We start from the raw sequence: 26,493 nt of genomic DNA on the forward strand, positions 1-26,493 counted from the left end.
CGCCGCGTGCGTCGCCATCGACACTGTCGACCATCACATGAAGCGGGGCCGCGCATGAAGCCGGCCGCATCGCTGTTCGTCTCGATCGCGGCCGCGGCCGGCACGTTCTACGCGGCCTGCCTGCCGGCCGCCACGCCGGCGGCGCCCGGTGCGGCCGTGGCCGGCGCCGGTGCGATTTCGACCCCGGTTTCGCCGCCGGTCGCAGCCCAGGCGGCGGCTCCGGCGGCCCCGGCGAGCGCGCCGTCCACGACCCGGGGCGCGATCACCTTGCGCCTGCCGTTCTCGACGCTCGGCGCGTTCGATCCGCTGCGCCTGCGCGGCGCCGACGACGCGCGCACGATCAGCGCCGGCGTGCGGCTCGACCGCGTGGTGACCGCCGCGCGGCTGCGCCTGACCTACGCGTATTCGCCGTCGCTGGTGTTCCCGCTGTCGCACCTGAAGGTGTCGATCAACGGCGAGGTGGTCGCCACCGTGCCGTTCGACCCGCCGCGCGCGGGCCGCACGGTCACGCAGGACATCCCGATCGATCCGCGCTATTTCTCCGACTTCAACCAGATCGGGCTGCGACTGATCGCGCACTACTCGCTCGATCACTGCGAAGATCCCACGAACTCGGCGCTGTGGGCCGACGTGAGCCCGACGAGCGAACTGATTCTCGACGAGACGCCGGTGCGCCTGCCGAACGATCTCGCGCTGCTGCCCGCGCCGTTCTTCGACCGCCGCGACAACGGGCGGGTGCGCCTGCCGTTCGTGCTGCCCGCGTCGCCCGACACCGCGACGCTGCGCAGCGCGGGCGTGCTCGCGTCGTGGTTCGGCGCGCTCGCGGACTACCGCCATGCGCGCTTCCCGGTGTCGCCCGCGCTGCCGGCGAACGACCACGCGGTGCTGATCGGCCCGGTCGCGACGCTGCCGCCGGGCCTTGCGCTGCCGTCCGTCAACGGCCCGACGCTCGCGGTCGTCGACAATCCCGCCGCGCCGGAGCACAAGGTGCTGGTCGTCACCGGCCGCACGGCCGCCGAAGTCGACGACGCGGTCGCGACGCTGGTGCTCGGCCGCGCGGCGCTGTCGGGGCCGTCGGCGACGGTCGCGCACGTCGAGGTCGGCGCGCCGCGCAAGCCGTACGATGCACCGCGCTGGCTGCCGGTCGACCGGCCGATCGCGTTCCGCGAACTGGTCGCAGACCCGCGCGAGCTGGAAGTGCGCGGCACGTCGCCGGACGCGATCCGGCTGAACCTGCGGGTGCCGGCCGACCTGCATTCGTGGAACGGCGCGGGCGTGCCGATCACGCTGCGCTACCGCTACACGGCGCCGACCGTGCAGGACAATTCGACGCTCGCGGTCGAGATCAACGAACAGCTCGTGAAGTCGTACCGGCTCGGGCCGGCCCATGCCGAGGACGCGCGCGGCCGCATGCAGCTGCCGCTGCTGTCGGTGCCCGAAGGGCGCGTGACGAGCGACGTCGACATTCCGGCGTTCCGCGTCGGCAGCGGCAACCAGCTGCAGTTCCGCTTCACGCTCGACTCGCAGAAGACGGGCCTGTGCTCGAGCACCGCGACCGAGCCGCAGCGCGCGGCGATCGACCCGGATTCGACGATCGATTTCTCGCACTTCGTCCATTACGCGCAACTGCCGAACCTCGCGTACTTCGCGAACAGCGGCTTCCCGTTCACGCGCTTCGCGGACCTGTCGCAGACCGCGGTCGTGCTGCCCGACCGGCCGTCGCCGCAGGAGCTGGAGGCGTACCTGACCATGCTCGGCCACATGGGCGAGTGGACCGGCTTCCCGGCGCTGCGCGTGCAGATCGCGCGCCCGGGCGACATGGCCGCGCTGCGCGACAAGGACCTGCTGGTGATCGACGGCGCGCCGTCGTTCCCGCTGCTCGAGCGCTGGCGCGCGGCGCTGCCGCTGTCGTTCGGCGAGCAGGGCGGCGCGGGCGGCGCGCGGGTCGCGTTCACGGTCAAGGCGCGCTGGCGCAACGGCGTCGGCATGACCGAGGGCGGCGCGCACATCGAGCAGACCGGCTCGCTCGCGGCGCTGCTCGGCTTCGAGCTGCCGGACAGTCGCGGCCGCAGCGTCGTCGCGCTGACGGCGACCGACCAGCCGCAGCTCGGCACGCTGCTCGACGCGTTCGAGAACGCCGGGCTCGTGTCGCAGCTGCAGGGCGATCTCGCGGTGGTGCGGCCGGGCACGGTCGACAGCATGCGCGTCGGCGAGCCCTATGTGGTCGGCTTCGTGCCGTGGTATGCGCGGCTCTGGACGCATGCGGCGCGGCATCCGGTCGTGCTCGGCGCGGTCGGCGTCGTCGCAGGCCTGCTGCTCGCGCTCGGCGCGTTCAGCGTGCTGCAAAGGATTGCCGCGCGGCGACGGGGGATCTGACGGATGGCGCAGGCAACGGCAGGGCGGCAGGCGAGCCGGCCGGCGTGGCGCGCCGGCGCGGCGCTGGCGCTGACGGTGGCGGCATCGACGGCCGGCATGGCCGCGAGCGCGCCGGCCGCGGGCAAGGAGGCGGCCGGCGCGGCCGAGGCGGCATGCACGGCCGCGTGGCCGCGCTGGGACGCGTTCAAGCGCGATTTCGTGTCGGCCGACGGCCGCGTGATCGACGTCGGCTCGGACGATGCGCGCACGGTGTCGGAAGGGCAGGGATACGGGCTGTTCTTCGCGCTGGTCGCGAACGACCGGCCCGCGTTCGACAGGATGCTCGCGTGGACCGAGAACAACCTCGCGCAGGGCGACCTGAGCGCGCACTTGCCCGCGTGGCTGTGGGGGCGCGCGGCCGACGGCGCGTGGCGGGTGCTCGACGCGAACGCCGCGTCGGACGCCGATCTGTGGATCGCCTATGCGCTCGTCGAGGCGGGCCGCCTGTGGCGCGAGCGCAGCTACACCGCGCGCGGCGCGCTGCTCGCGAAGCGCGTGCTCGACGACGAGACGGCCACCGTGCCGGGGCTCGGGCTCACGCTGCTGCCGGGGCCGACCGGCTTCCGGCTCGCGAACGACCTGTGGCGGGTCAACCCGAGCTATTCGCCGCCGCAGGTGATCCGCGGCCTCGGCGCACGGCTGCCGGACGACCGCCGCTGGGCCGCGCTGGCGGCCGGCACCGGGCGCGTGCTGCTCGACACCGCGCCGAAGGGCTTCGCGCCGGACTGGGCGCTGTTCCGCGCGGGCGCGGGCTTCGCGCCCGATCCGGCCACGCACGCGGAGAGCGCGTACAACGCCATCCGTGTGTATTTGTGGGCCGGCATGCTCGATTCGGCCGACCCGCTCGCCGCGCCGCTGCTCGCGCGCTTCGCGCCGTTCGCCGAGCACATCGCCGCGCACGGCGCGCCGCCGGAGAAGGTCGACACGACGACCGGCGCCGCCGGGCCGAACGACGGCAACGGCGGCTTCTCGGCGGCGGCGGTCCCGTTCCTGGACGCGCGCGGCCAGCACGCGCTCGCGGACGCGCAGGCGGCGCGCGTCGACACGCTCGCGCGACGCTCGCCACCCGGCTACTACTCGAGCGTGCTGACGCTGTTCGGCCTCGGCTGGCGCGACGCTCGCTACCGGTTCGCCGCGGACGGCACGCTGGACGTGCGCTGGGGAGATCGCCGATGCGCCGCCCGCTGAAGCGCGCCGTGCCGCACGTGGCCGGGCTCGCATGGCTGGCGTCGTCGGTTTGCGCGGCGGTGGCCGCGGCGGCCACGCCGACGCCGGCCGCACCTGCGCCGGCCACCTCGGACGCCGCCGACGCGCGGCGGCTGCTGGCGACCGCGCGCATGTGGGGCATCAAGCACCGCGACGATCTCGCGCGCGACGCGATCCGCAAGGGGCTGCTGATCGCGCCCGGCGATCCGGCGCTGCTCGCCGAGCAGGTGCGCGTGCTGCTGCGCCTGGGCGATGCGAAGGGCGCGCAGGCGGCACTGGCGCGCCTGCAGGCGCAGGCAGGCGGCGCGCCCGCTACGCGGCGCGCCGACGACGAATACCGGGTCGCGACGAGCGGGCGCGAGGAGATGGCGCAGATCCGCCTGCTCGCGCGCAGCGGCCGCGCGGACGAGGCCGCCAGGCGGATCGTCGCGCTGTTCCCGAACGGCGCGCCGTCGGGCGCGCTCGGCGCCGAGTACTACCAGATCGTCGCGAACGGGCCGGGCGGCCGGGACATGGCGATCGCGGCGCTGCGCCGCGCGGTCGCGGCCGATCCGGACGACGTCGACGCGGCGCTCGGGCTCGCGAAGCTGCTGAACCAGCGCAGCGAGACGCGCGCCGAAGCGAACCGGCTCGCGTGGGCGCTCGCGCGGCGCACCGACGCCGACCATACGGAAGCGATGGCGGTGTGGCGGCGCGTGCTGCAGTCGGCCGATGCGGACCCGGCGTACCTCGACGCGCTGCGCGCGTACCTCGCGCTGGTGCCGGACGACACCGAATTCCGCAACAAGGTCGCGGAGCTGGAGCGGCAGCGCGATGCGCAGCTTCGCCTCGAACGCGACCCGAACTACATCGCGCAGCAGCGCGGCCTGCAGGCGCTCGCGCGCGGCGATCTCGCCGCGGCCGAGCCGCTGCTGACGCAGGCCGTGCGCGTGCGGGCCGGCGACGCGGACGCGGTCGGCGGGCTCGGGCTGCTGCGCCTGCGGCAGGGCCGGCACGACGACGCGCGCGCGCTGTTCGCGCGCGCCGCGTCGCTCGCGCCCGACCAGCGCGGCAAATGGGACAGCCTCGCGCGGACCGCGCGGTTCTGGGGCACGCTCGCGCAGGGCCGCGCAGCCGCGGCGGCGGGGCGGCCGCAGGACGCTGAACGCGCGGCGCGCGCCGCGCTCGCGATGCAGCCGGACAGCCCGGACGCGACGCTGCAGCTCGCCGACGCGCTGCTCGCGCAGCACGACTGGGCGCACGCGGAGCCGCTGCTGCGCGGCCTGCTGGCGGTACGCGCGCCGAGCGCGTCCGCGGTGCGCAGCACGGCCACGCTGTACGAGAACACCGGCCGCGCGGATCAGATCGGCCCGCTGCTCGATGCGCTGCAAGGCCGGGTCGCCGGCCGCGACGACCGGCGCGCGCTTGACGGCCTGCGCGCCGACCTGCTCGCGCGGCAGGCGCGCGCGCTCGCGGACAAGGGCGAGCGCGGGCCGGCCGCGCAGCGCTACGAAGCGGCGGTGCGCGCGGCGCCCGACGCGGCGTGGACCCGCTTCGCCCTCGCGCGCCTGTATCGTGACATGGGGCTGCCGCAGCTCGGCCGCACCGTGATGGACGAGGGGCTCGCGCAATCCGGTGAGCCGGAGATGCATTACGCGACGGCGCTGTACCGCAATTCGATCGACGACGTCGCGGGCGCGCAGGCCGCGCTCGCGCCCGTCGGCGATGCGCAGCGCTCGGACGGCATGCGCGCGCTCGCCCGCAAGCTGGACGCGGAAAGCGCGCTCGCCGATGCGCGCGGCGCGCTCACCCGCGGTGACCGCGCGGCGTGCGCGGCGGCGCTCGCCCATGCGCAGGCGTTCGCGCCGGACGATCCCGACATGCTGGCCGCGGTCGGCGCGCAATGGATCGACGCGGGCGAGCCCGAACGCGGCCTCGCGCCGTTGCGCGACTGGATCGCCGCGCATCCGCGCGACGCCGACATCGACGTGCGGCTGCGCTACGGCGACCTGCTCGGCGGCGCGGGCCGCGACGGGGAGCTCGCTGCGTGGCTCGACGCGATCCGCCGCGAGCCGTCGCTGACGGCCGCGCAGACCGCGCGGCTCGAAGACCAGTCGCTGCGGCTGATCCTGCGTCGCACCGACGACGCGATCGCGCAGCAGGACTACGCGGCGGCGCGCCGGCTGCTCGACCGCGCGAGCCCGGCGGCCAAGGCGGACTCGCGCTACGCGCTCGAAGCGGCCGACCTCGAGCGCGCGCAGGGCCGCTACGACGCGGCGCGCGCCGCGCTCGCGCCGGTCGTCGCGCGCACGCCGGACGACGCCGATGCGCAGCTCGCGCTCGCGCGGATCGATGAGGACAGCGGCGACCGCGCCGGCGCGCTGGCGCGCGTGCAGGCGGTGCTCGCGCGCGCGCGCGCCGACGACGTCGACACGCAGCTGTCGGCGGTGCGCCGCCTCACCGCGCTGCGCCGCGCCGGCGACGCGGCGGACATCACCGGCCGGCTGCAGGCGGCCTATCCGGCGCGCGCGGACGTGACGGTCGCGGCGGGGCGGGTGGCCGAGGCGCAGGGCCGCTACGACGACGCGGCGTCGCTGTACCGGCTGTCGCAGTCGCAGGAGCGCGCGAGCGGCGTGAGCCCGCGCCGCGACGGCCGCACGCCCGCGCAGGCCGCGTTCGCCGATCTGGAGCAGCGCCGCGATCCCGAGCTCGAGATCGGCTGGCTGCCCGCGTACAAGTCGGGCGACCAGGGCGTGTCCGCGTACCGCGCGCAGCAGGTGCCGATCTACCTGCAGATGCCGGTCCGCTACGACGGGCATGCGTTCCTGCAGATCGACACCGTGCATCTCGACGCCGGCACGCTCGACACGAGCAATCCGGATGCGTATGCGCTCGACACGTTCGGGCTGCATCCGGCGCTGAACGCGCCGAGCGCGCATCCGCCCGGCTCGCTGCATCAGTCGGCGACGGGCGTCGCGCTCGGCGCGGGCTACCGGTCGGATGCGTGGCGCTTCGACGTCGGCACGTCGCCGCTCGGCTTCCCGGTGCACTACGTGGTCGGCGGCGTGCGCTACCGGTTCGACGCCGGGCCCGCGAGCTTCACGATGAACGCGTCGCGGCGGCCGCAAACGAGCAGCGTGCTGTCGTATGCGGGCATGCGCGACCCGTGGACTGGTGCGGTGTGGGGCGGCGTGCGCCGCGACGGCGTGGACCTGCGCGCGGCGGTCGACGTCGGCCGCGCGAACCTGTTCGCGGAATTCGGCGCGGGCGTGCTGACCGGCCGCAACGTCGAGCGCAACACGGCGGTCACGCTGCGCACCGGCTTTACGATGCCCGTGTACGAGCGCGCGACGATGCGCGTCGGCACCGGCCTCGTCGGCAGCGCGTGGCATTACGCGCAGAACCTGCGCTACTACACGTACGGCCAGGGCGGCTACTACAGCCCGCAGCGCTACCTGTCGCTCGGCGTGCCGGTCGAGTGGGAAGGACGCCGGGACGCGCTGTCGTGGGACCTGACCGTGACGGGCGGGATCTCGAACAGCTACGAGCGCGATTCGCCGTATTTCCCGATCGGGGTGCCGAACGTCGCCGACCTGCGGTCCGCGTCGGATTACGCCGGGCAGGTATATGGCGGCAGCTCGACGCGCGGCGTGTCGTTCTCGTATGGCGTGAACGGCATCGTCGAGTACCGGATGAACCCGCACCTGAGCGTCGGCGCGCAGCTGAAGATCGACCGTTCGCACGACTACGCGCCGAGTTCGGCGATGGTGTACCTGCGCTATGCGTTCGACGCGCGCGCGCCGCGCACCGGCCTCGTCACGCCGACGCCGGTGCGGCTCTATTCGGATTTTTAGGAAAAGGAAGCGTTAGCGTGAACACCGACTTCGAAGCCACTCGTCCCGCGTTCGGCGCCGCCGGCGTGTTCGATCGCCTGCGCGCGCTGCTGCGCATGGGGCCGGCCGACGGCCGCGTGTCCACGTTGAGCCGGCTCGCGATCGACGGCCTGCCGGACGAATGGACGCAGCTCGAGGCGGGCGGCCTGTATGCGGTCTATGCGGCCGCGCGCACGCCCGCGTGCGACGCGCTCGTGTGGGAAAGTGCGCGCCAGGCGCGCACCCGCGACGTGACGGTCGTGCTCGCGCGCGACCACGCGAGCGTCGCCGCGCAGCTGGGCGAGCGGGGCTTCGCGGGCGCCGCGCTCGCGCCCGGCTGGCCGCGCAACCTGAACGTGCTCGCGATGCCGCCGGCGGCCGCCGACGCGCAACCGGACGCCGCGCACGCCGAGCCGGGCGCGTTCGCGCGCCTGATGGGCGGGTTCCGCGCGATGAAGCGCTTCGGCTTTCACGCCCGCTCGCTGTATTTCGTCGAGGGCGCGGAGCGCTGGTTCAGCTGGCACGATCCCGCCGCGCTGGCGGAAGAGGGGCGCGCATTCGCGGACTGGTGCCGGATGCACCGGATCGCGGTCGTGCTGCTGATGAATCCCGACGCCGCGCACGCGCGCGCGGACGACGCAGGCACCGACGACCTGCCGCTCGTGCGCGATGCGCGCCGCACCCGGCGCAGCGCCTTCCACAGCGTCTGCGCGGGCGTCGCGCAGCTGCAGCGCACCCACGGCGAGCTGCTGTGGGTCGTCGATTTCTGGCGTGCGGGCGATACGCTCGCCGCGGGCGAGGTGCGGCCGCTGCGCTTTGCGCCGAGCGGCCGGCTGTCCGCGATCTTCGATGCCGACGCGCTCGCGCAGCCGCGCCAGATGAAGCTCGCGAGCGACGAGGACCGGGTGATCGTGAGCCGCGCGGTGATTGACGGCGAGAACTGGGTGCCGAAGGACTGGGAGATCGTCGACGACAACGCCGCGGTGGTTGCCGCATGCGCGAAGGCGCAGGCGGCGACCGCCGTGCTCGCGTTCCGCACCCGCACGCAGCTCGAGGCGCTGTGCGCGGAGGTGCACACGCTGCGGCGGCAGTGCGGCGGCGCGCTGAAGATCACGATCGTCGAGCGCGGCGAGGTGCTGCGCCACCAGTTCGAGATGCTGGTGCTGAGCCTCGGCGCGAACAGCGTGATCGGGCGCGACCTGCCGTTCTCGCGGCTGCAGGCCGCGGTGCGCTCGCTGCACGGCCAGCTGCAGGCGCGGCCGGTCGCGGCCGATTACCGCGCGGCGCTTGCCGCGGCGCTCGGCGACACGGTGCTCGGCTACCTGCCGGTCGGCGCGTTCTGCCTGCGGACCCGCGCGGTGCTCGATCGCGGTGCGGTGCTCGCGCTGTCGCACACCCTCGTGAAGATGACGCTGCTGCCCGGCGTCGCGCACGTCGACGCGCTGCGTCACTGCCTGCCGCGCCGCGCGGGCGACGTGGTGACGGCCGACGCGGAGCACCTGTACGTGTTCCTGTTCGCGTGCGAGCCGGCCGACGCGGACGAAGCGCTCAAGCGGATCTTCGACGTGCCGGTCGATACGCTGTCCGACCGGGTTGTGCGCCTCGCGCACGGCAGCATCGACGCGGAGCTGAACACGCTGAAGGCGGCGAACCGGCGCGCGCCGATCGCCGACTACAGCGACCTGTTCGCGGCCACGCATCCGGCGGGCGGCGCGCGGGCGGACGCGGCGACGCCGACGCCTACACCGTCACAGACGCAGCCAGTTGATGCCGCCCGCGCCGCAGGCGACGTGCCGGCCCAGTCCGCCGTCGCCGTGCCGCCGCCGGACAGCCCGTCCGCCGCGCCGGCCGCGCCCGGCCCGCACCCTGTCGCCGCCGCGCACGCGCGCGGCGCCACCCGCAGCGCGATGCCGCTGCGCAAGCCGGAGGCCCCATGATTGCCGACATCGTCATCGGTTTCATCGTCGGCATCGCGATCGCGGTGCCGGTCTGGATCATCGCGCAGCACCTGGGCCTCGGTCGCGGCTTCCGCGCGCCGCGCCGGATCGACCCGCACGACGTGGTGCCGTGCGAGATCGTGCCGGTCGCGCTGCGCGGCCGGCTCCTGCCCGCGGCCGCCGACGTCGCCGCCGCCGCCGGCGCGGGCCGCGAGGAGACGCGATGAGGACGATCGCCGTCACGTCGACGACCGGCGGCGCGGGCCGCACGACGCTGGCCGCCGCATTGGCCGTGCTGCTTGCGCGCCGCGGCCGGCCGGTCGTCGCCGTCGAGTTCGATCCGCAGAACCTGCTCGGCGCGCACCTCGGCCTCGACATGCTGTCCGGCGCCGGTCTCGCGCAGAGCCTGCTCGGCGGCCCCGAGCCGTGGCATGCGCACACGTGGCGCAACGCCGACGGCGTGCTGTTCGTCCCGTACGGGAATGTCGATGCGGCGCAGGCGGCCGCGTGCGACGCGCGGCTCGCCGCCGATCCGCTGTGGCTGTCGCGCGCGCTCGGCGAGATCGCGCTGCCGGCCGACGGCGTTGCACTCGTCGACGCGGCGCGCTGCCCGTCGCTGCACGCCGAGCACGCGATCCGCGGCGCGGACCTGACGCTCGTCGTCGTGCCGCCCGAGCCCGCGGCGTGCGCGACCGTCGCCGCGCGCCTCGACGCGCTGAGGGCGGGCGGCGGCGCGCTGCAGATCGTCGTGAACCGGCTGAATCCGGCCCGCGACATGCAGCGCGACGCGCTCGCGATGCTGCGCGAGGTGGCGGGCCCGGCGGTGATCCTCGACCAGCGCATCCATCTCGACGCCGCAGTGCCCGAATCGTTCGCGCGCGGCAGCTGGATCTTCGACGATGCGCCGTATTCGCAGGTGTCGCACGACCTGCACGGCGTCGCGAACTGGGTCGACGCGTGGCTCGGCGCCGCCGTGGCGGGGCGGACCGGGAGCCGGCGATGAAGCCCGCCGCATTCGCCGCCGCATTAGCCGCCGCATTAGCCGCCGCATTAGCCGCCGCCGCGCGCGCGCTCGGCCGCCGCGCGCTCGACTGGCTTGCGCGCGGCATCGGGCTGCCCGCCGAGCGCACGCTGCTCGACTGGGTCGTGCGGCTGCTCTTCCACGCGCCGCGGCCCGGGCGGCCCGATCCCGTGGGCCGCCGCGCGCGCGCGGCGTTCCTGCGGCTGGCCGCCGACTGGGGCGTGCTGCAGCCGCTCAGCCCGCGCGAGTGGTTGTGGCGCGCGTTCGTGCGCCCGCCGCGCGCGGCCGGCAGCCGCCCGGCGCGCGATCCGCTCGCGTGGTTCGACAAGACCGTCGTCCCCGTGTACGTGTTCGTCCGCGCGATCGGGCGGGGCGTCGGCGCGCTCGTCGCGCGCCTGCCGTGGGATCGCTGGGGCGGCTGGATCGACGCGCGCGCGCAGCGGGTCGGCCGGCGCCGCTGGCTCGCGCCGCTGCTGCTCGTGGCCGGCGCGCTGCTGTGGGCGGCGGCCGGCATGTCGCCGCTGATGCCCGGCGCGCAGTTCGCGTTCTTCCTGATCGTCGCCGTGCTCGCGCTTGGCCTGCGCCGCCTGCCGGGCCACATGCCGACGCTCGCGCTCGCGTCGCTGGCGCTGCTCGCGATGGTGCGCTACGTGTGGTGGCGCGCGACCCAGACGCTCGATTTCCGCAGCCCGCTGGAGGCGTGGGCGGGCTACCTGCTGTTCGCGGCGGAAGCCTATACGTGGCTGATCCTGCTGCTCGGCTTCATCCAGACCGCGTGGCCGCTCGACCGGCCGGTCGTGCCGCTGCCCGACGACACCGATGCGTGGCCGACGGTCGACGTGTACATCCCGACCTACAACGAACCGCTGTCGGTCGTGAAGCCGACCGTGTTCGCCGCGCAGAGCATCGACTGGCCGAGCGCGAAGCTGCGCGTCTACCTGCTCGACGACGGCAAGCGGCCCGAGTTCGAGGCGTTCGCGCGCGAGGCCGGCGTCGGCTACCTGACGCGCGACGACAACCGCCACGCGAAGGCCGGCAACATCAACCGCGCGCTGCCGAAGACGCACGGCGAGTACGTCGCGATCTTCGACTGCGATCACGTGCCGACCCGCTCGTTCCTGCAGACGACGATGGGCGTGTTCCAGCGCGACCCGAAGTGCGCGCTGGTGCAGACGCCGCATCATTTCTTCTCGCCCGATCCGTTCGAGCGCAACCTCGGCACGTTCCGCCAGGTGCCGAACGAGGGCACGCTGTTCTACGGGCTCGTGCAGTCCGGCAACGACCTGTGGAACGCGACGTTCTTCTGCGGCTCGTGCGCGATCCTGAAGCGCAGCGCGCTCGAGGAGATCGGCGGCGTCGCGGTCGAGACGGTGACCGAGGACGCGCACACGGCGCTCAAGCTGCACCGCCGCGGCTACACGTCGGCGTACCTGCCGACCGTGCAGGCGGCGGGCCTCGCGACCGAAAGCCTCGCCGGCCACGTGAAGCAGCGCACGCGCTGGGCGCGCGGGATGGCGCAGATCTTCCGCATTGACAACCCGTTCCTCGGGCGCGGGCTCGGCTTCGTGCAGCGGATCTGCTACGGCAACGCGATGCTGCACTTCTTCTACGGGATCCCGCGGCTGATCTTCCTGACGATGCCGCTCGCATACCTGTTCTTCCACCTGTACTTCATCAACGCGTCGGCGGTCGCGCTCGCGAGCTACGTCGTGCCGTACCTCGTGCTCGCGAACATCGCGAACTCGCGGATGCAGGGGCGCTTCCGCCATTCGTTCTGGGCGGAAGTCTACGAATCGGTGCTCGCGTGGTACATCGCGCTGCCGACGACCGTCGCGTTCCTGAGCCCGAAGCACGGCAAGTTCAACGTGACCGACAAGGGCGGCAAGATCGAGGAGGGCTACGTCGACTGGTCGACGTCGAAGCCGTACCTCGTGCTGTTCGCGGTGAACGTGATCGCGATTCTCGCCGGCATCTCGCGCCTGATCGTGGACCAGGGCGACGAGGCGTCGACGATCCTGATCACGATGGGCTGGACCGTCTACAACCTCGCGATGCTCGGCGCGGCGCTCGCGGTCGCGCGCGAGGCGAAGCAGGTGCGGGTCACGCACCGGATCGCGATGCGCGTGCCGGCGACGCTCCTGCTTGCCGACGGCACGACGGCCGCGTGCTTCACCAGCGACTACTCGGCGGGCGGCCTCGGGCTCGAGGCGGTGCCGGGCCTGAAGCTCGCGACGGGCGATACGCTGACCGTATGCGTGACGCGCGGCGACCGGCCGTTCACGTTCCCGGTGCGCGTGTGCCGCGTGAGCCCGGCGCACATCGGCGTGAGCTTCGACGCGCTGACGCTCGAGCAGGAGCGGCAGCTCGTGCAGTGCACGTTCGGCCGCGCGGACGCGTGGCTCGACTGGCACCAGGGCGAACGGCCCGATACGCCGCTGCGCGGCCTGAGGGAAGTGCTGAGAGTGGGCGTCGACGGTTACGTGCGCCTGTTGAAGGGCGTGTCGCGCAGCGTGCAGGCGGTGCTGGCGCTCGACCGGGCGCGCGACTGATGCCGCCCACGATGGAGTTGTCTCGATGACGTTCTGGAACCTGTATTTCATCCTGAAGTTCGCGCTGTACGCGACGGACCGCCTGCAGCCGCTGTGGCTCGCGAACCTCGCGTTCGCGCTGGCGCTCGCGGCGAGCGCGCCGATCCGGCGGCGCGGCTGGCGCATCGTGCGGCAGGTCGCGGCGCTCGCGATCGCGGTGGCGCTCTTCGCGCGCGAGGCGCACGCGCCGCCGCTCGCGCGGCTCGCCGACGCGCTGCGCGAAGTGAGCACGTTCCGGCTCGAGTACTGGATGGAGCTGCTGCCGCGCCTGCTGCCGCCGATGCTGCTGATCGTCGTGGCCGGCGCGCTCGTCGCGTACTTCGTCGTCAACCGCTGGCTGCGCGTCGCGACCTTCGTGCTGATCGCGCTCGTCGCGCTGCCGCTGTGGCAGGCGGGCAGCGGGATCGTCGCGCGCATCGCGTCGAACGCGCAGGCGCAGGCGCCGTCGGCGGGCGCGGCGCGCGCCGGCCAGCCGGAGGACCACAACGCGGCGCTCGCCGCGTTCCGCGCGCAGGAGTCGCAGCGGCAGGCCGCGTTCGGCCATCTCGGCGGCGATCCGGCGACGCAGTTCGACGTGATCGTGCTGCACGTGTGCTCGCTCGCGTGGGACGACCTCGACGCGGCGAAGGTGCGCAACCATCCGATGCTGAGCCGCTTCGACTACCTGTTCACGAACTTCAGCTCGGCCGCGAGCTACAGCGGCCCGGCGGCGATCCGCGTGCTGCGCGCGAGCTGCGGGCAGGAGGCGCATGCGGACCTGTACGAGCCTGCGCCGCGGCAGTGCCAGCTGTTCGCGCAGCTCGCGCGCGCGGGCTACACAGCGCAGTCGCTGCTGAACCACGACGGCCACTTCGACAACTTCCTGGCGCTGATCCACGACAACCTCGGCGTGCCCGACGCGCCGCTGGTGTCGAACGCCGACGCGCCGGTCGCGATGCACGCGTTCGACGGCTCGGCGATCAAGGACGACTACGCGACGCTCGCGAACTGGTACGCGCAGCGCGCGTCGGCGCCGGGGCCGGTCGCGCTGTACTACAACACGATCAGCCTGCACGACGGCAACCGCGTGGTCGGCAGCTCGCTGACCAGCATCGACTCGTATCCGCAGCGCGCGACGAAGCTGATGAACGACTTCGACCGGCTCGCCGACCTGATCGCGTCGTCGGGCCGGCGCGCGGTGATCGTGTTCGTGCCGGAGCACGGCGCGGCGCTGCGCGGCGACAGGAACCAGGTGGCCGGCCTGCGCGAGATCCCGACGCCGCGCATCGTGCACGTGCCGGTCGGCGTGCGGCTCGTCGGCTTCCCGGGCAACCACGGCACGACGACCGTGATCGACCAGCCGTCGAGCTTCCTCGCGCTCGCGCAGCTGCTGTCGAACCTCGTGTCGAACAGCCCGTTCAAGCCGGGCGCGACGCTCGCGCAATACGCGGCCGACCTGCCGCGCACGCGGATGGTCGGCGAGAACGAGGGCACCGTGACGATGCAGACGGCCGCGGGCTACGCGGTCAAGACTCCGGATGGCGTATGGATCGACGAAAAGTGAATGCAACCGACGGCCACGACGATCGGCTGTCGCAACCCAACGACGTGATCGGGCTCGCGCGCCATCTGCCGGCGCTCGATCCGGATCGCTACGTCGACGAGCAGGCGCGCCGCGCGTATCTCGACGCGCTCGACCGGTGGCCCGCGCTCGCGAAGCTGATGGGCTTGCGGGGGTAGGCGATGCCAAGCGTACCGCACTGCCTGCATGCTCGCCTGCTGCACGTCGTGGCGGCCGCCGCGCTCGCGCTGCCGGTGGCCGCGCAAGCGCGCCCGCCGGTTCGGTGCCTTCGGCAGCCCATCGTGATGTCGGCGCCCGGCAAGCCGTTTGCGATCTACTCGCGCGATGGCGACTTGCTGTATCGCGACGTCTCCGACGAAAACGGCGTCGTGAACTTCGCCGGACGAGCGTTGCCGGACGGCGCGGGGATCATTTTCGACCCGGATGGCAATCAGTTCTATCCGGAGAGGATATGCCGCGACGGATCGTGAGCGGGCCGGTCCACCCGAAATGAAAAAGGGCGGCCGAAGCCGCCCTTGCCACATCGGGATGGCCGGCGTTGCGCCGGCCGATTGCGCCGTCACAGGTTCGGCGACAGCTGCAGCGCGTTGGTCAGGTCGCCCATCGGCTGCGCGCCGTTCTGCTGCAGCGCGTCGTCGCGCTGCTGCAGGCCGGCGAGGCGCGGCAGCGCGTAGCGACGCGTGATGAAGCGCAGGATCGAGCCCGTGTCGTACTGCGTGTGGTCGACGAAGCCCTTCTTCGCGAACGGCGACACGATCAGCGCGGGGATGCGCGTGCCCGGGCCCCAGCGGTCGCCGGTCGGCGGCGCGGCGTGATCCCAGAAGCCGCCGTTTTCGTCGTACGTGACGATCACGACCATGTTGTTCCACTGCGGGCTGTTCTGCAGGTGCGTGATGATGTCGGCGATGTGCTGGTCGCCCGACGTGACGTCCGTGTAGCCCGGGTGCTCGTTCAGGTTGCCCTGCGGCTTGTAGAACGTCACCGCCGGCAGCGCGCCCGCGTCGATCGCCTGGATGAACGCCGCGCCGTTCGCGCCGCCGTCGAGCAGATGCTGCGCGCGGCTCGCGGTGCCCGGCGCCTGGTTCGCGTAGTAATTGAACGGCTGGTGGTGCGGCTGGAAGTTCGGCGTCGACAGGTCGGCGCCGTAGATCACGTTCGACGTGCCGTTCTGGCTCGCCTGCAGCGCCTGGCCCCACGCGCCGCCGTACCATGCCCACGACACGTTCGCGTTGGTCAGCAGGTCGCCGATGTTGGTCGCCGTCTGCGCCGGCATCGTCGACGCGTTGGCCGGGTCGGCGAGCAGCGGGTTGCCGCCCGTGGCCGCCTTGTTGCCGCTCGGCTGGTACGGCGGCTGCATCGTGTTGACCGCGTAGAAGTCGGGCGTGAGCGCGCCGTCGTTGACGAACTTCGGCGAGCCGCTCAGCGCGGAAGCGGGCGAGTTCGTGGCGACCTTCAGCGACTTGCCGTCCGCGTTCAGGACCGCGATCTTGCCGGCCGCCGGGCTCGTGTTCGCGTTCGCGTAGAGCGGCGCGCATGCGCAGATCAGGTACTGGTGGTTCAGGAACGAGCCGCCGAACGCGCCCATGAAGAAGTTGTCGGCGAGCACGTACTGCTGCGCGATCTTCCACAGCGGCAGCTTCGACGAGTCCGGCGTGTAGTGGCCCATCGTCAGGCCGCCCGCGTCGGTCCACGCGGCGTACATGTCGTTCTTGCCGCCGTTGATCTGCATCTGGTCCTGGTAGAAGCGGTGCACGATGTCGCGCGTCGCGATGCTCATCGACTGGTTGAAGCCGTTCGGATCGTCGATCGCGAACGGCGCGTTCGGCAGGTTCGCCGTCATCGCCTCGGTGACCGCCGGCGTGATGCCGGTCGCGGTCAGGCCGCCCCAGACCTTCGGCAGCGTCGCCATCGTCGAGCCGTCGCGGTCCTTCTGCGCCGAGTTCGCGGCCGTCACGTTCTGCAGGCCGTTCGCGCCCGGGAAGTTGCCGTACAGGTTGTCGAAGCTGCGGTTTTCCGCATAGATCACGACGACGTTCTTGACGGCCGACAAGCCCTGCTGCGTGACGTCGTCGCCGCCGCAGGCGGTCAGGCTGAGCGCGGCCGCGAGGGCGATCGGCGTGTAGCGAATCCAGGCGTGCTTCTTCATGCGGTGTTCTCTCTTTCGTTGTTTGTCGCGTGTGGGAACCGGGTTGTATTGGGGCCGGCGCGAAAGGTTTCGTTTCGGGCGCCGACCGGCTGCGCGCATTATCTGGAACCGATTTGACAGGCGGGTGTAGGGGCGCTTTCAATTCGCTGTCGGTGGATCGTCACGCAACGGTCACGGAACTGACATAAGCTCCGGCCGATTTCCCACCGCTACAAGAAGAACGACGATGCACAGCAATCCGACCTCCTTCGCGTTCGCGCGATCGTTGACCCATGCCGCGGCGGCGCTGGCGCTGGCCGCCGGGCTCGCGGCGCTCGCCGGCTGCGATGCGCGGCCCGGCGCGAGCGCGCCAGTCGTCCCCGTCGTGCCGGCCGCGCAGGCCACGCCCGCGGTCGCGCCGGCCAGCCAGCCGCAGACGCGTGCGCAGGTGTTCGAGGGCGTGAAGCAGATGACGGCGCTCGGCAAGCAGCTGTTCTTCGATCCGTCGCTGTCGGGGTCAGGCAAGCTCGCGTGCGCGTCGTGCCATAGCGCCGAGCATGCGTTCGGGCCGCCGAACGCGCTGTCGGTGCAGCTCGGCGGCGACGACATGCGTCGCCCGGGGTTCCGCGCGGTGCCGTCGCTGAAGTATCTGCGCGGCATTCCGGCGTTCAGCGAGCACTTCCACGATTCGCCCGACGAGGGCGACGAAAGCGTCGACGCGGGCCCGACGGGCGGGCTGACGTGGGACGGCCGCGTCGACACGCGCGACGCGCAGGCGCGCATTCCGCTCACGTCGCCGTTCGAGATGAGCAGCTCGCCGGCGCGGGTCGCAAAGGCGGTGCGCGCGGCGCCGTATGCAGACGCGTTCCGCAACGCGTTCGGCGACAAGGTGCTCGCCGACGACCAGGCGGCCTTCGACGCGGTCCTGCGCGCGCTCGACGCGTTCCAGCAGCAGCCGGCGCTGTTCGATCCGTACACGAGCAAGTACGACGCGTTCCTGGCGGGCCGCGCGCAGCTCACGCCCGCCGAGCTGCGCGGGCTGCAGCTGTTCAACGACGAGAAGAAGGGCAACTGCGCGAGCTGCCACCTGAGCCAGCGCACGCTCGAAGGCGGCCCGCCGCAGTTCAGCGATTTCGGGCTGATCGCGATCGGCGTGCCGCGCAACCGCGCGCTGCCCGTCAACCGCGACCCGCGCTTTTACGATCTCGGCGCGTGCGGGCCGGAGCGTACCGACCTGAAGGGGCGCGGCGAGTTCTGCGGGCTGTTCCGCACGCCGTCACTGCGCAACGTCGCGACGCGCAAGACGTTCTTCCACAACGGCGTCTACCACTCGCTCGAGGACGTGATGCGGTTCTACGTCGAGCGCGACATCCGTCCGGAGAAGTTCTATCCGGTCGTGCACGGCAAGGTGCAGCGCTTCGACGACCTGCCGAAGCGCTACTGGGACAACATCAACCGCGAGCCGCCGTTCGACCGCAAGCCGGGCGACCAGCCGGCGCTGAACGAGGCCGAGATCAAGGACGTGATCGCGTTCCTGAACACGCTGACCGACGGCTATCAGGCCGCGGCGACGCAGGCGAGCCGCTGAGCGGCGCGCCCGGCGGGGCGTGCATGCTATCCTCGCTGGCTGACGCGCGGGGCGACGAGAGAGTCGCGCCGCGCGGTTCGATCGATCAGCCAAGGAGAACAACATGTCGATGCGTGCATCCCTTTCCGTCGTCGCGCGCTTGCTGGCCGGCGCCGCGTGTGTCGCCGCCGCGCTGCCGGCGCAGGCGCAAAGCAATCTCGGTTTCCTGAACGACACGCCGCTCACGTACTTCAGCAAGGCGGACGCCGCGTCGCTGACGAAGGCCGTGCAGCAGGCCCGCGACGAAGGCAAGGACGGCGAAACCACGACCTGGCAGAACAGCGGCGGCCGCACGCAGCTCGAAGCGAAGCTCACGCCCACGAGCGCCGACCGCGACGGCAAGACCTGCCGCGAGATCGCGACCGAGATCGCCGCGAAGGGCCAGTCGATGACGCTCAAGCCTGTCTACTGCAAGACCGCCGCGGGCAAGTGGCAGCTGCAGAAGCGCTGAGCGCAGGGCCGATGAGAGCGGGCAGTGCGCCGCGCACGGTGTCGTGCGGCGTCGTGATCCTCGACGGAGCGGGGCGCGTGTTCCTCGCGCACGCGACGGACACGACGCACTGGGATATCCCGAAAGGGCAGGGCGAGCCCGGCGAATCGCCGATCGAGGCGGCGTTGCGCGAGCTGCTCGAGGAAACCGGGATCGCGCTCGCGCCGGACCGGCTCGTCGATCTCGGCCGCTTCGTATACCGGCAGGAAAAGGACCTGCACCTGTTCGCGGTGCGCGTTGCCGACGACGAACTGGACCTGGCCCGCTGCGTGTGCACGTCGCTGTTCCCGAGCCGGCGCGACGGGACGATGATTCCCGAGATGGATGCGTACCGCTGGACGGCGCCCGGCGACGTCGATGCGTACGCGAGCCGCAGCCTCGCGCGGCTGTTCCGGACGACGCTGCCGCTCGCGGACCTGCACCGGCGCCTGCCGCGCGCGTGAGCGCGGCGGCGGCCAAACAAAAACCCGGCTCGCGAGCCGGGTTTTTTCATGATCGCGCGAGGGCGGCGTTGCGCCGCGCCTCGCATCGCTGGGCGGGCCGTCAGGCCGGCTTGCCCCAGCTGTCGCGCAGCCCGACGATCCGGTTGAACACCGGCTTGCCCGGCTTCGAATCGACGCGGTCCGCAACGAAGTAGCCGTGGCGCTCGAACTGGAGGCGGGTTTCCGGCGCGACGTCGCCGGCGCCCGGCTCGACGTACGCGTGCACGACCTTCTTCGAATCCGGGTTCAGCGCATCGAGGTAGTTCGCGCCGCCTGCGTCCGGATGCGGCTCCTTGAACAGCCGGTCGTAGATCCGCACTTCGGCCGGCTGCGCGTGCTTCGCGCTGACCCAGTGGATGTTGCCCTTGACCTTGTAGTTGTTCGCGCCGTCGGTGCCCGACTTGCTGTCCGGGAAGTAGTTGCAGTGCACGGCCGTCACGTTGCCGTCGGCATCCTTGTCGAAGCCCGTGCACTCGACCACGTAGCCGTAGCGCAGCCGCACCTTGTTGCCCGGGAACAGGCGGAAATAGCCCTTCGGCGGCGTCTCGACGAAGTCCTCGCGCTCGATCCACAGCTCGCGCGAGATCGGGAACGTGCGCACGCCGCGCTCCGGATGGTGCGGATGCACGGGCGCCGTGCACGCTTCTTCCAGGTCTTCCGGGTAGTTGTCGATCACGAGCTTCAGCGGATCGAGCACCGCGACCGTGCGCGCCGCCTTGGCGTCGAGGTCGTCGCGCAGCGCGCCTTCGAACACGCTCATGTCGATCCACGAATCGACCTTGGTCACGCCGATCCGCTCGCAGAACAGGTGAATGCTCTCCGGCGTGAAGCCGCGGCGGCGCACGCCGACGATCGTCGGCATCCGCGGGTCATCCCAGCCGTCGACGTGGCCTTCGGTCACGAGCTGCAGCAGCTTGCGCTTGCTGGTGATCGCGTACGTGAGGTTCAGCCGCGAGAATTCGATCTGCTGCGGCAGCGGGCGGGTGAACACGCCCGCGTCGGCCAGTTCGTTCAGCACCCAGTCGTACAGCGGACGGTGATCCTCGAACTCGAGCGTGCATAGCGAATGCGTGATGCCTTCGAGCGCATCCGAGATGCAGTGCGTGTAGTCGTACATCGGATACACGCACCAGGCGTCGCCGGTGCGGTAGTGGTGCGCGTAGCGGATCCGGTAGATGACCGGGTCGCGCATGTTCATGTTCGGCGAAGCCATGTCGATCTTCGCGCGCAGCACGTGCTCGCCTTCCTGGAACTCGCCGGCCTTCATCCGGCGGAACAGGTCGAGGTTCTCGTCGGGCGTGCGGTCGCGATACGGCGACGGCTTGCCGCCTTCGGTCAGGGAGCCGCGGTTCGCGCGCATCTCTTCCGCGCTCTGGCTGTCGACGTAGGCCTTGCCGCGCTTGATCAGCAGCTCGGCGAATTCGTAGAGCTTGCCGTAGTAGTCGCTCGCGAAGTACTGATGGTCGACCGCGTCCTTGCGCCAGTCGAAGCCGAGCCAGCGCACCGCGTCGACGATCGAGTCGACGTATTCGACGCTTTCCTTTTCCGGGTTCGTGTCGTCGAAGCGCAGGTGGCACACGCCGCCGTAGTCGCGCGCGACGCTGAAGTTCAGGCAGATGCTCTTCGCGTGACCGATGTGCAGGTAGCCGTTCGGCTCCGGCGGGAAGCGGGTTTCGACGCGGCTGGCCCATTTGCCGGTGCGGTTGTCGTCGTCGATGATGTTGCGGATGAAATTGGAAGCCGCGGGGGCGTCGTTGCGTTCGGTGCTCATGCGGATGGAGTCAGGTTTGGATCGGCGCGCGCTGCGCCGGTTTAATCTTGCTTAATCTTGTAATTCTACCTGAGCGGGATTCGGCCCGTGCACGTTGTGCGGAGCCGGCGCGCGCGGGAGGCGCGCGTCGCGCATTATCTCGACATTGTGTCTGCTGTAACACGACGTAAATCGGATTGCCCGCGGTATTCGGCGTTTTCTATGATGGCAGCACCGATTCAATGCCGCCGAAGCGCTCTCGCGCGCGGCGGGAGGAACTGAACAATCATGAAGAAGACCACCTTTCTCTTTCGCACCGCAGTGATCGTCGCGGCCCTGTCCCAGCTTGGCGCATGCGCGATGACGCATACGCAGCGCAATGCCGGCATCGGCGCGGCCGCAGGCGGCGCGCTCGGCTACCTGATCACCGGCGGCCCGATCGGCACGGTCGCGGGCGCGGCGGCGGGCGGCATCGTCGGCGCCAACGTGCGCTGACCGGCGGCGGCGCTTGGCGCCGCCTTCGCACATCCTTCCGATGGTCTGAATATTGACGGGCAGCCTCAGGGAGGAACGGATGTGCGACACTCCGTCGACCCATCACGACAACGCCAAGCGTTGACGGACCCCCGCATGACTCACCCCCTCGTATTCGTGTTGCCGGGCTACGGCAATTCCGGCCCGCAGCACTGGCAGAGCCGCTGGGAGCGCGATGACGCGCGCTTCGTGCGCGTCGCGATGCCCGACTGGGACCGCGCGTTCCGCAACGGCTGGTGTCTCGCGCTCGACCGCGCGGTCGAGGCGGCGCGCGCGCCGGTGCTGATCGCCGCGCACAGCCTCGGCACGCTGACGACGGCCTGGTGGGCGATGCGCTACGCGCGCCCGGCCGCGCTCGCGAAGGTCAGGGGCGCGCTGCTCGTCGCGCTGCCCGATCCGGCCGGGCCGGCGTTTCCGGCCGATGCGCACGGGTTCGGGCCGGTGCCGCGCGAGCGGCTGCCGTTCCCGACCCGGGTGATCGCGAGCAGCGACGATCCGTACGGCACGCCGGCGTTCGCGCGTGCGTGCGCGAACGCGTGGGGCAGCGACTTCCACGACATCGGCCTGCGCGGCCACATCAACGCGGACAGCGGGCTCGGCGACTGGCCCGCCGCGCGCGGATGGCTCGACGCGCTGGCGGTCGCAGGCTGAGCGCGCCGCGCCGAGCGGACCGCCGGACCGTCAGATCGCCTGCTTCGCCTTCAGCGCCGCAAGCTGTTCGTCGTCGTAGCCGAGCAGCTCGCGCAGCACGGCGTCGGTGTGCGCGCCGAGCAGCGGCGGGGCCGAGCGCGCGTCGGGCGGCGTCGCGCTCATCCGGATCGGATTGCGCACGAGCTTCACGTTCGCGCCGCACGGATGCGGCAGCTCGACCTTCATCCCGCGCGCGACGACCTGCTCGTTGCCGAACACTTCCTCCAGATCGTTGATCGGCCCGCACGGCACGCCGGCCGCCTCGAGCGCCGCGATCCACGCGTCCTTGCCGAGCGTCTTCACCATGTCCGCGAGGATCGGCACCAGCGTGTCGCGGTGGCGCACGCGCGCGGGATTGGTCGCGAAGCGCTCGTCGTCGGCGAGCTCGGCGCGGCCGCCGACCTCGACGAACTTGCGGAACTGCCCGTCGTTGCCGACCGCGACGATGATCCAGCCGTCGCGCGTCTGGAACGTCTGGTAAGGCACGATGTTCGGGTGCGCGTTGCCCCAGCGCACGGGCGGCTTGCCGCTCGCGAGGAAATTGGTGTTCATGTTCGCGAGCAGCGCGACCTGCACGTCGAGCAGCGCCATGTCGATGTACTGGCCTTCGCCCGTCCGGTCGCGATGCGCGAGCGCGGCGAGCACCGCGATCGTCGAATAGAGGCCCGTCGCGAGGTCGGAGATCGCGACGCCGGCTTTCTGCGGGCCGCCGCCGGGCTCGCTGTCGCGCTCGCCGGTGATGCTCATGAACCCGCCGATCCCCTGGATGATGAAGTCGTAGCCCGCGCGGTGCGCATACGGGCCGGTCTGGCCGAAGCCCGTGACCGAGCAGTAGACGAGGTCGGGCTTCACCGCGCGCAGCGACTCGTAGTCGAGCCCGTATTTCTTCAGCTGGCCGACCTTGTAGTTTTCCAGCACCACGTCGCTTTGCGCGGCGAGCTCGCGGACGATTCGCTGGCCTTCGGGCGTCGCGATGTCGACCGTGACCGAGCGCTTGTTGCGGTTCGCGGCGAGGTAGTAGGCGGCCTCGGCGGTGTCCGCGCCGTCCGCGTCCTTCAGGTACGGCGGCCCCCAGTGGCGCGTGTCGTCGCCGGCGCCGGGGCGCTCGACCTTGATCACGTCGGCGCCGAAGTCGGCAAGCGTCTGCGCGCACCACGGGCCCGCGAGCACGCGGGTCAGGTCCAGTACGCGGATATGGCTGAGGGCACCCATCGTCGGTTCGTCTCCTTTATGGCTTGGCCGTGCCGCGCGGCGCGGGCAAGGCGAGCGGCATGGCGAGCATCTTAAGGCGAATCGCGCGCGCGGGTGGCCCGGCGGCCCCGCGATCGGGGCGCAATCGGACCAAATGCGGGCCAGGAGCGGGCTTAAACCGGGTTCAAGTCTGACGGAACGGGCGCTGCCCGGGCCCGCCGGCCGCGCACCCGGATCTATCCCGTATAATCGATCGTTTCAGAAACCTGCCGCCGTGCGCCCGCGAGGGCCGCCGGCGTTTGAAGCATCTTAGCCAGACCGTCCCCGCACGCCATGAAAGCTGCCGAAATCCGCGAGAAATTCCTCAAATTCTTCGAATCGAAGGGCCACACGATCGTCCGCTCGTCGAGCCTCGTGCCCGGTAACGACCCCACGCTGATGTTCACGAATTCGGGGATGGTCCAGTTCAAGGACGTGTTCCTCGGCACGGAGTCGCGCCCGTACTCGCGCGCGACCACGTCGCAGCGCAGCGTGCGCGCCGGCGGCAAGCACAACGACCTCGAGAACGTCGGCTACACCGCGCGCCACCACACGTTCTTCGAGATGCTCGGCAACTTCTCGTTCGGCGACTACTTCAAGCACGACGCGATCAAGTTCGCGTGGGAGCTGCTGACCACGGTCTACCAGCTGCCGAAGGAAAAGCTGTGGGTCACCGTCTACCAGGAAGACGACGAGGCGTACGACATCTGGGCGAAGGAAGTCGGCGTGCCGGTCGAACGGATCATCCGGATCGGCGACAACAAGGGCGCGCGCTACGCGTCGGACAACTTCTGGACGATGGGCGACACGGGTCCGTGCGGCCCGTGCACGGAAATCTTCTACGATCACGGCCCGGACGTGTGGGGTGGCCCGCCGGGATCGCCCGAGGAAGACGGCGACCGCTACATCGAGATCTGGAACCTCGTGTTCATGCAGTTCAACCGCGACGCGCAGGGCAACATGACGCGCCTGCCGAAGCAGTGCGTCGACACCGGCATGGGCCTCGAGCGGCTCGCCGCGGTGCTGCAGCACGTGCACAGCAACTACGAGATCGACCTGTTCCAGAACCTGATCAAGGCCGCCGCGCGCGTGACCGAAATCAGCGACCTCGGCAACAACTCGCTGAAGGTGATCGCCGATCACATCCGCGCGTGCTCGTTCCTGATCGTCGACGGCGTGATCCCCGGCAACGAAGGCCGCGGCTACGTGCTGCGCCGGATCGTGCGCCGCGCGATCCGCCACGGCTACAAGCTCGGCCGCAAGGGCTCGTTCTTCCACAAGCTGGTGGCCGACCTCGTCGCCGAAATGGGCGTCGCGTATCCGGAGCTGAAGGAAGCCGAGCAGCGCGTGACCGACGTGCTGCGCCAGGAAGAGGAGCGCTTCTTCGAGACGATCGAGCACGGGATGTCGATCCTCGAGGCCGCGCTGGCCGACGTCGAAGCGAAGGGCGGCAAGGTGCTCGACGGCGAGCTCGCGTTCAAGCTGCACGATACCTACGGCTTCCCGCTGGACCTCACGGCCGACGTGTGCCGCGAGCGCGGGATGACGGTCGACGAGCCGGCGTTCGACGACGCGATGGCGCGCCAGCGCGAGCAGGCGCGCGCGGCCGGCAAGTTCAAGGCGGCGCAGGGCCTCGAATACACGGGCGCGAAGACCACCTTCCACGGCTACGAAGAGATTGCGTTCGACGACGCGAAGGTCGTCGCGCTGTACGTCGACGGCTCGTCCGTCAACGAAGTGAAGACCGGGCAGGATGCGGTGGTCGTGCTCGACCACACGCCGTTCTACGCGGAATCGGGCGGCCAGGTCGGCGACCAGGGCGTGCTCGCGAATGCGTCGACGCGCTTCGCGGTCGGCGATACGCTGAAGGTGCAGGCCGACGTGATCGGCCACCACGGCACGCTCGAGCAGGGCCTGCTCAAGGTCGGCGACGTGCTGCGCGCCGAGATCGACGCGCACCGCCGCGCGCGCACCCAGCGCAACCACTCGGCGACCCACCTGATGCACAAGGCGCTGCGCGAGGTGCTGGGCGCGCACGTGCAGCAGAAGGGCTCGCTCGTCGACGCGGACAAGACCCGCTTCGACTTCGCGCACAACGCGCCGCTGACCGACGACGAAATCCGTCGCGTCGAGCGGATCGTCAACGACGAAATCCTCGCGAACGCGCCGGGCATCGTGCGCGTGATGCCGTACGACGAAGCGGTGAAGGGCGGCGCGATGGCGCTGTTCGGCGAGAAGTACGGCGATGAAGTCCGCGTGCTCGACCTTGGCTTCTCGCGCGAACTGTGCGGCGGCACGCACGTGAGCCGCACGGGCGACATCGGCTTCTTCAAGATCGTGGTGGAAGGCGGCGTCGCGGCCGGCATCCGCCGCGTCGAGGCGATCACCGGCGACAACGCGGTGCGCTACGTGCAGGACCTCGATGCGCGCATGAACGAAGCGGCGGCGGCGCTGAAGGCCCAGCCGTCGGAACTGACGCAGCGCATCGCGCAGGTGCAGGACCAGGTGAAGTCGCTCGAGAAGGAGCTGGGCGCGCTGAAGTCGAAGCTCGCATCGAGCCAGGGCGACGAGCTCGCGCAGCAGGCCGTCGAAGTCGGTGGCGTGCACGTGCTGGCCGCGACGCTCGACGGCGCGGACGCGAAGACGCTGCGCGAGACCGTCGACAAGCTGAAGGACAAGCTGAAGAGCGCGGCGATCGTGCTCGCGGCAGTCGAAGGCGGCAAGGTCAGCCTGATCGCGGGCGTCACGCCGGACGCGAGCAAGAAGGTCAAGGCCGGCGAGCTCGTGAACTTTGTCGCGCAGCAGGTCGGCGGCAAGGGCGGTGGCCGTCCGGACATGGCGCAGGCGGGCGGCACCGAGCCGGCGAACCTGCCGGCGGCGCTCGCGGGCGTCAAGGGCTGGGTCGAAGAGCGGCTTTGATCGGCCCGATCGGCGCGCCGCCTGTTGGAGCGGTGCGCTGTCCGGCATAGCGCGATTCTTTTGACGG

19 protein-coding genes are annotated in these 26,493 nt (G+C 71.5%); 16 read left to right on the top strand and 3 right to left on the bottom strand.

Going from position 1 to position 26,493, the window contains the following annotated elements:
- The first annotated feature begins 54 nt into the window (after positions 1-54).
- Genes bcsB through ACFIMZ_RS07455 form a run of 10 tightly spaced genes read left to right on the top strand, consistent with a single transcriptional unit; the run spans position 55 to position 15,049 of the window.
- On the top strand, positions 55-2,376 hold the full coding sequence (bcsB, locus tag ACFIMZ_RS07410; RefSeq protein ID WP_431822055.1) for a cellulose biosynthesis cyclic di-GMP-binding regulatory protein BcsB: 2,322 nt from the start codon (positions 55-57) through the stop codon (positions 2,374-2,376).
- A gap of 3 nt (positions 2,377-2,379) precedes the next feature.
- Positions 2,380-3,603 carry a cellulose synthase complex periplasmic endoglucanase BcsZ gene (gene bcsZ / locus ACFIMZ_RS07415; protein WP_431822056.1) on the top strand — a complete coding sequence of 408 codons (1,224 nt, stop codon included), beginning with the start codon at positions 2,380-2,382 and terminating at the stop codon, positions 3,601-3,603.
- On the top strand, positions 3,588-7,454 hold the full coding sequence (locus ACFIMZ_RS07420; RefSeq protein ID WP_431822057.1) for a cellulose synthase subunit BcsC-related outer membrane protein: 3,867 nt from the start codon (positions 3,588-3,590) through the stop codon (positions 7,452-7,454). The genes bcsZ and ACFIMZ_RS07420 overlap by 16 nt, the downstream gene beginning before the upstream one ends.
- 17 nt (positions 7,455-7,471) lie before the next feature.
- Entirely contained in the window at positions 7,472-9,409 is a 1,938-nt protein-coding gene (bcsE, locus tag ACFIMZ_RS07425) for a cellulose biosynthesis protein BcsE (RefSeq protein ID WP_431822058.1), read from the top strand.
- Entirely contained in the window at positions 9,406-9,636 is a 231-nt protein-coding gene (locus ACFIMZ_RS07430) for a hypothetical protein (protein ID WP_431822059.1), read from the top strand. Before bcsE ends, ACFIMZ_RS07430 begins: the two co-directional genes overlap by 4 nt.
- Positions 9,633-10,412: a cellulose biosynthesis protein BcsQ gene (gene bcsQ / locus ACFIMZ_RS07435; RefSeq protein WP_431822060.1), complete on the top strand. Its 780-nt coding sequence runs from the start codon at positions 9,633-9,635 to the stop codon at positions 10,410-10,412. The genes ACFIMZ_RS07430 and bcsQ overlap by 4 nt, the downstream gene beginning before the upstream one ends.
- Entirely contained in the window at positions 10,409-12,979 is a 2,571-nt protein-coding gene (bcsA, locus tag ACFIMZ_RS07440) for a UDP-forming cellulose synthase catalytic subunit (protein WP_431822061.1), read from the top strand. Before bcsQ ends, bcsA begins: the two co-directional genes overlap by 4 nt.
- A 25-nt stretch (positions 12,980-13,004) precedes the next feature.
- Complete coding sequence (bcsG, locus tag ACFIMZ_RS07445; RefSeq protein WP_431822062.1) at positions 13,005-14,561, top strand: cellulose biosynthesis protein BcsG; 1,557 nt, start codon at positions 13,005-13,007, stop codon at positions 14,559-14,561.
- Entirely contained in the window at positions 14,543-14,737 is a 195-nt protein-coding gene (locus ACFIMZ_RS07450; protein WP_431822063.1) for a hypothetical protein, read from the top strand. Before bcsG ends, ACFIMZ_RS07450 begins: the two co-directional genes overlap by 19 nt.
- Positions 14,738-14,785: 48 nt before the next feature.
- The gene (locus tag ACFIMZ_RS07455) at positions 14,786-15,049 is read left to right on the top strand and encodes a hypothetical protein (protein WP_431822064.1); all 264 of its coding nucleotides are present in this window, start codon (positions 14,786-14,788) and stop codon (positions 15,047-15,049) included.
- Positions 15,050-15,138: 89 nt separating this feature from the next.
- Here the strand turns inward: ACFIMZ_RS07455 and ACFIMZ_RS07460 are convergent, their stop codons facing one another.
- Entirely contained in the window at positions 15,139-16,725 is a 1,587-nt protein-coding gene (locus tag ACFIMZ_RS07460; RefSeq protein WP_431822065.1) for an acid phosphatase, read from the bottom strand.
- Between the two features lie 226 nt (positions 16,726-16,951).
- Between ACFIMZ_RS07460 and ACFIMZ_RS07465 the strand changes: the two genes are divergently transcribed.
- The 3 genes from ACFIMZ_RS07465 (at position 16,952) to ACFIMZ_RS07475 (ending at position 19,264) form a co-directional block, all read left to right on the top strand.
- Positions 16,952-18,292, top strand: coding sequence for a cytochrome-c peroxidase (locus tag ACFIMZ_RS07465; RefSeq protein WP_431822066.1), 1,341 nt, complete (start codon positions 16,952-16,954; stop codon positions 18,290-18,292).
- A gap of 103 nt (positions 18,293-18,395) precedes the next feature.
- Positions 18,396-18,782: a hypothetical protein gene (locus ACFIMZ_RS07470; RefSeq protein ID WP_431822067.1), complete on the top strand. Its 387-nt coding sequence runs from the start codon at positions 18,396-18,398 to the stop codon at positions 18,780-18,782.
- A gap of 11 nt (positions 18,783-18,793) precedes the next feature.
- The gene (locus ACFIMZ_RS07475; protein ID WP_431822068.1) at positions 18,794-19,264 is read left to right on the top strand and encodes an NUDIX hydrolase; all 471 of its coding nucleotides are present in this window, start codon (positions 18,794-18,796) and stop codon (positions 19,262-19,264) included.
- Positions 19,265-19,364: 100 nt separating this feature from the next.
- Here ACFIMZ_RS07475 and ACFIMZ_RS07480 read toward each other — a convergent pair whose 3' ends face one another.
- Complete coding sequence (locus ACFIMZ_RS07480) at positions 19,365-21,074, bottom strand: glutamine--tRNA ligase/YqeY domain fusion protein (protein WP_431822069.1); 1,710 nt, start codon at positions 21,072-21,074, stop codon at positions 19,365-19,367.
- A 264-nt stretch (positions 21,075-21,338) separates the two neighbouring features.
- On the opposite strand from ACFIMZ_RS07480, the gene ACFIMZ_RS07485 reads away from it, so the two are divergent.
- Together ACFIMZ_RS07485 and ACFIMZ_RS07490 are read left to right on the top strand one after the other, a co-directional pair.
- Positions 21,339-21,548, top strand: a complete 210-nt coding sequence (locus ACFIMZ_RS07485; protein WP_431822445.1) for an ornithine acetyltransferase — start codon at positions 21,339-21,341, stop codon at positions 21,546-21,548.
- Positions 21,549-21,683: 135 nt separating this feature from the next.
- Positions 21,684-22,238, top strand: a complete 555-nt coding sequence (locus tag ACFIMZ_RS07490; protein WP_431822070.1) for an RBBP9/YdeN family alpha/beta hydrolase — start codon at positions 21,684-21,686, stop codon at positions 22,236-22,238.
- 30 nt (positions 22,239-22,268) lie between these two features.
- Here ACFIMZ_RS07490 and ACFIMZ_RS07495 read toward each other — a convergent pair whose 3' ends face one another.
- Positions 22,269-23,489 carry a CaiB/BaiF CoA transferase family protein gene (locus ACFIMZ_RS07495; protein WP_431822071.1) on the bottom strand — a complete coding sequence of 407 codons (1,221 nt, stop codon included), beginning with the start codon at positions 23,487-23,489 and terminating at the stop codon, positions 22,269-22,271.
- Positions 23,490-23,801: 312 nt separating this feature from the next.
- On the opposite strand from ACFIMZ_RS07495, the gene alaS reads away from it, so the two are divergent.
- Positions 23,802-26,426, top strand: coding sequence for an alanine--tRNA ligase (gene alaS / locus ACFIMZ_RS07500; protein ID WP_431822072.1), 2,625 nt, complete (start codon positions 23,802-23,804; stop codon positions 26,424-26,426).
- The last annotated feature ends 67 nt before the right edge of the window (positions 26,427-26,493 follow it).

Source organism: Burkholderia sp. F1 (genome assembly GCF_050813845.1).
Classification (GTDB): Bacteria; Pseudomonadota; Gammaproteobacteria; order Burkholderiales; family Burkholderiaceae; genus Burkholderia; species Burkholderia ubonensis.

Bases quoted from the DNA above. Each gene is read 5' to 3' on its own strand.
- ACFIMZ_RS07480 (WP_431822069.1), bottom strand. From the start codon at position 21,074: ATGAGCACCGAACGCAACGACGCCCCCGCGGCTTCCAATTTCATCCGC.
- ACFIMZ_RS07475 (WP_431822068.1), top strand. From the start codon at position 18,794: ATGAGAGCGGGCAGTGCGCCGCGCACGGTGTCGTGCGGCGTCGTGATC.
- ACFIMZ_RS07450 (WP_431822063.1), top strand. From the start codon at position 14,543: ATGGATCGACGAAAAGTGAATGCAACCGACGGCCACGACGATCGGCTG.
- ACFIMZ_RS07460 (WP_431822065.1), bottom strand. From the start codon at position 16,725: ATGAAGAAGCACGCCTGGATTCGCTACACGCCGATCGCCCTCGCGGCC.
- ACFIMZ_RS07495 (WP_431822071.1), bottom strand. From the start codon at position 23,489: ATGGGTGCCCTCAGCCATATCCGCGTACTGGACCTGACCCGCGTGCTC.
- alaS (WP_431822072.1), top strand. From the start codon at position 23,802: ATGAAAGCTGCCGAAATCCGCGAGAAATTCCTCAAATTCTTCGAATCG.
- ACFIMZ_RS07420 (WP_431822057.1), top strand. From the start codon at position 3,588: ATGCGCCGCCCGCTGAAGCGCGCCGTGCCGCACGTGGCCGGGCTCGCA.
- ACFIMZ_RS07465 (WP_431822066.1), top strand. From the start codon at position 16,952: ATGCACAGCAATCCGACCTCCTTCGCGTTCGCGCGATCGTTGACCCAT.
- ACFIMZ_RS07430 (WP_431822059.1), top strand. From the start codon at position 9,406: ATGATTGCCGACATCGTCATCGGTTTCATCGTCGGCATCGCGATCGCG.
- bcsA (WP_431822061.1), top strand. From the start codon at position 10,409: ATGAAGCCCGCCGCATTCGCCGCCGCATTAGCCGCCGCATTAGCCGCC.
- bcsZ (WP_431822056.1), top strand. From the start codon at position 2,380: ATGGCGCAGGCAACGGCAGGGCGGCAGGCGAGCCGGCCGGCGTGGCGC.
- bcsB (WP_431822055.1), top strand. From the start codon at position 55: ATGAAGCCGGCCGCATCGCTGTTCGTCTCGATCGCGGCCGCGGCCGGC.
- ACFIMZ_RS07490 (WP_431822070.1), top strand. From the start codon at position 21,684: ATGACTCACCCCCTCGTATTCGTGTTGCCGGGCTACGGCAATTCCGGC.
- bcsQ (WP_431822060.1), top strand. From the start codon at position 9,633: ATGAGGACGATCGCCGTCACGTCGACGACCGGCGGCGCGGGCCGCACG.
- ACFIMZ_RS07470 (WP_431822067.1), top strand. From the start codon at position 18,396: ATGTCGATGCGTGCATCCCTTTCCGTCGTCGCGCGCTTGCTGGCCGGC.
- bcsG (WP_431822062.1), top strand. From the start codon at position 13,005: ATGACGTTCTGGAACCTGTATTTCATCCTGAAGTTCGCGCTGTACGCG.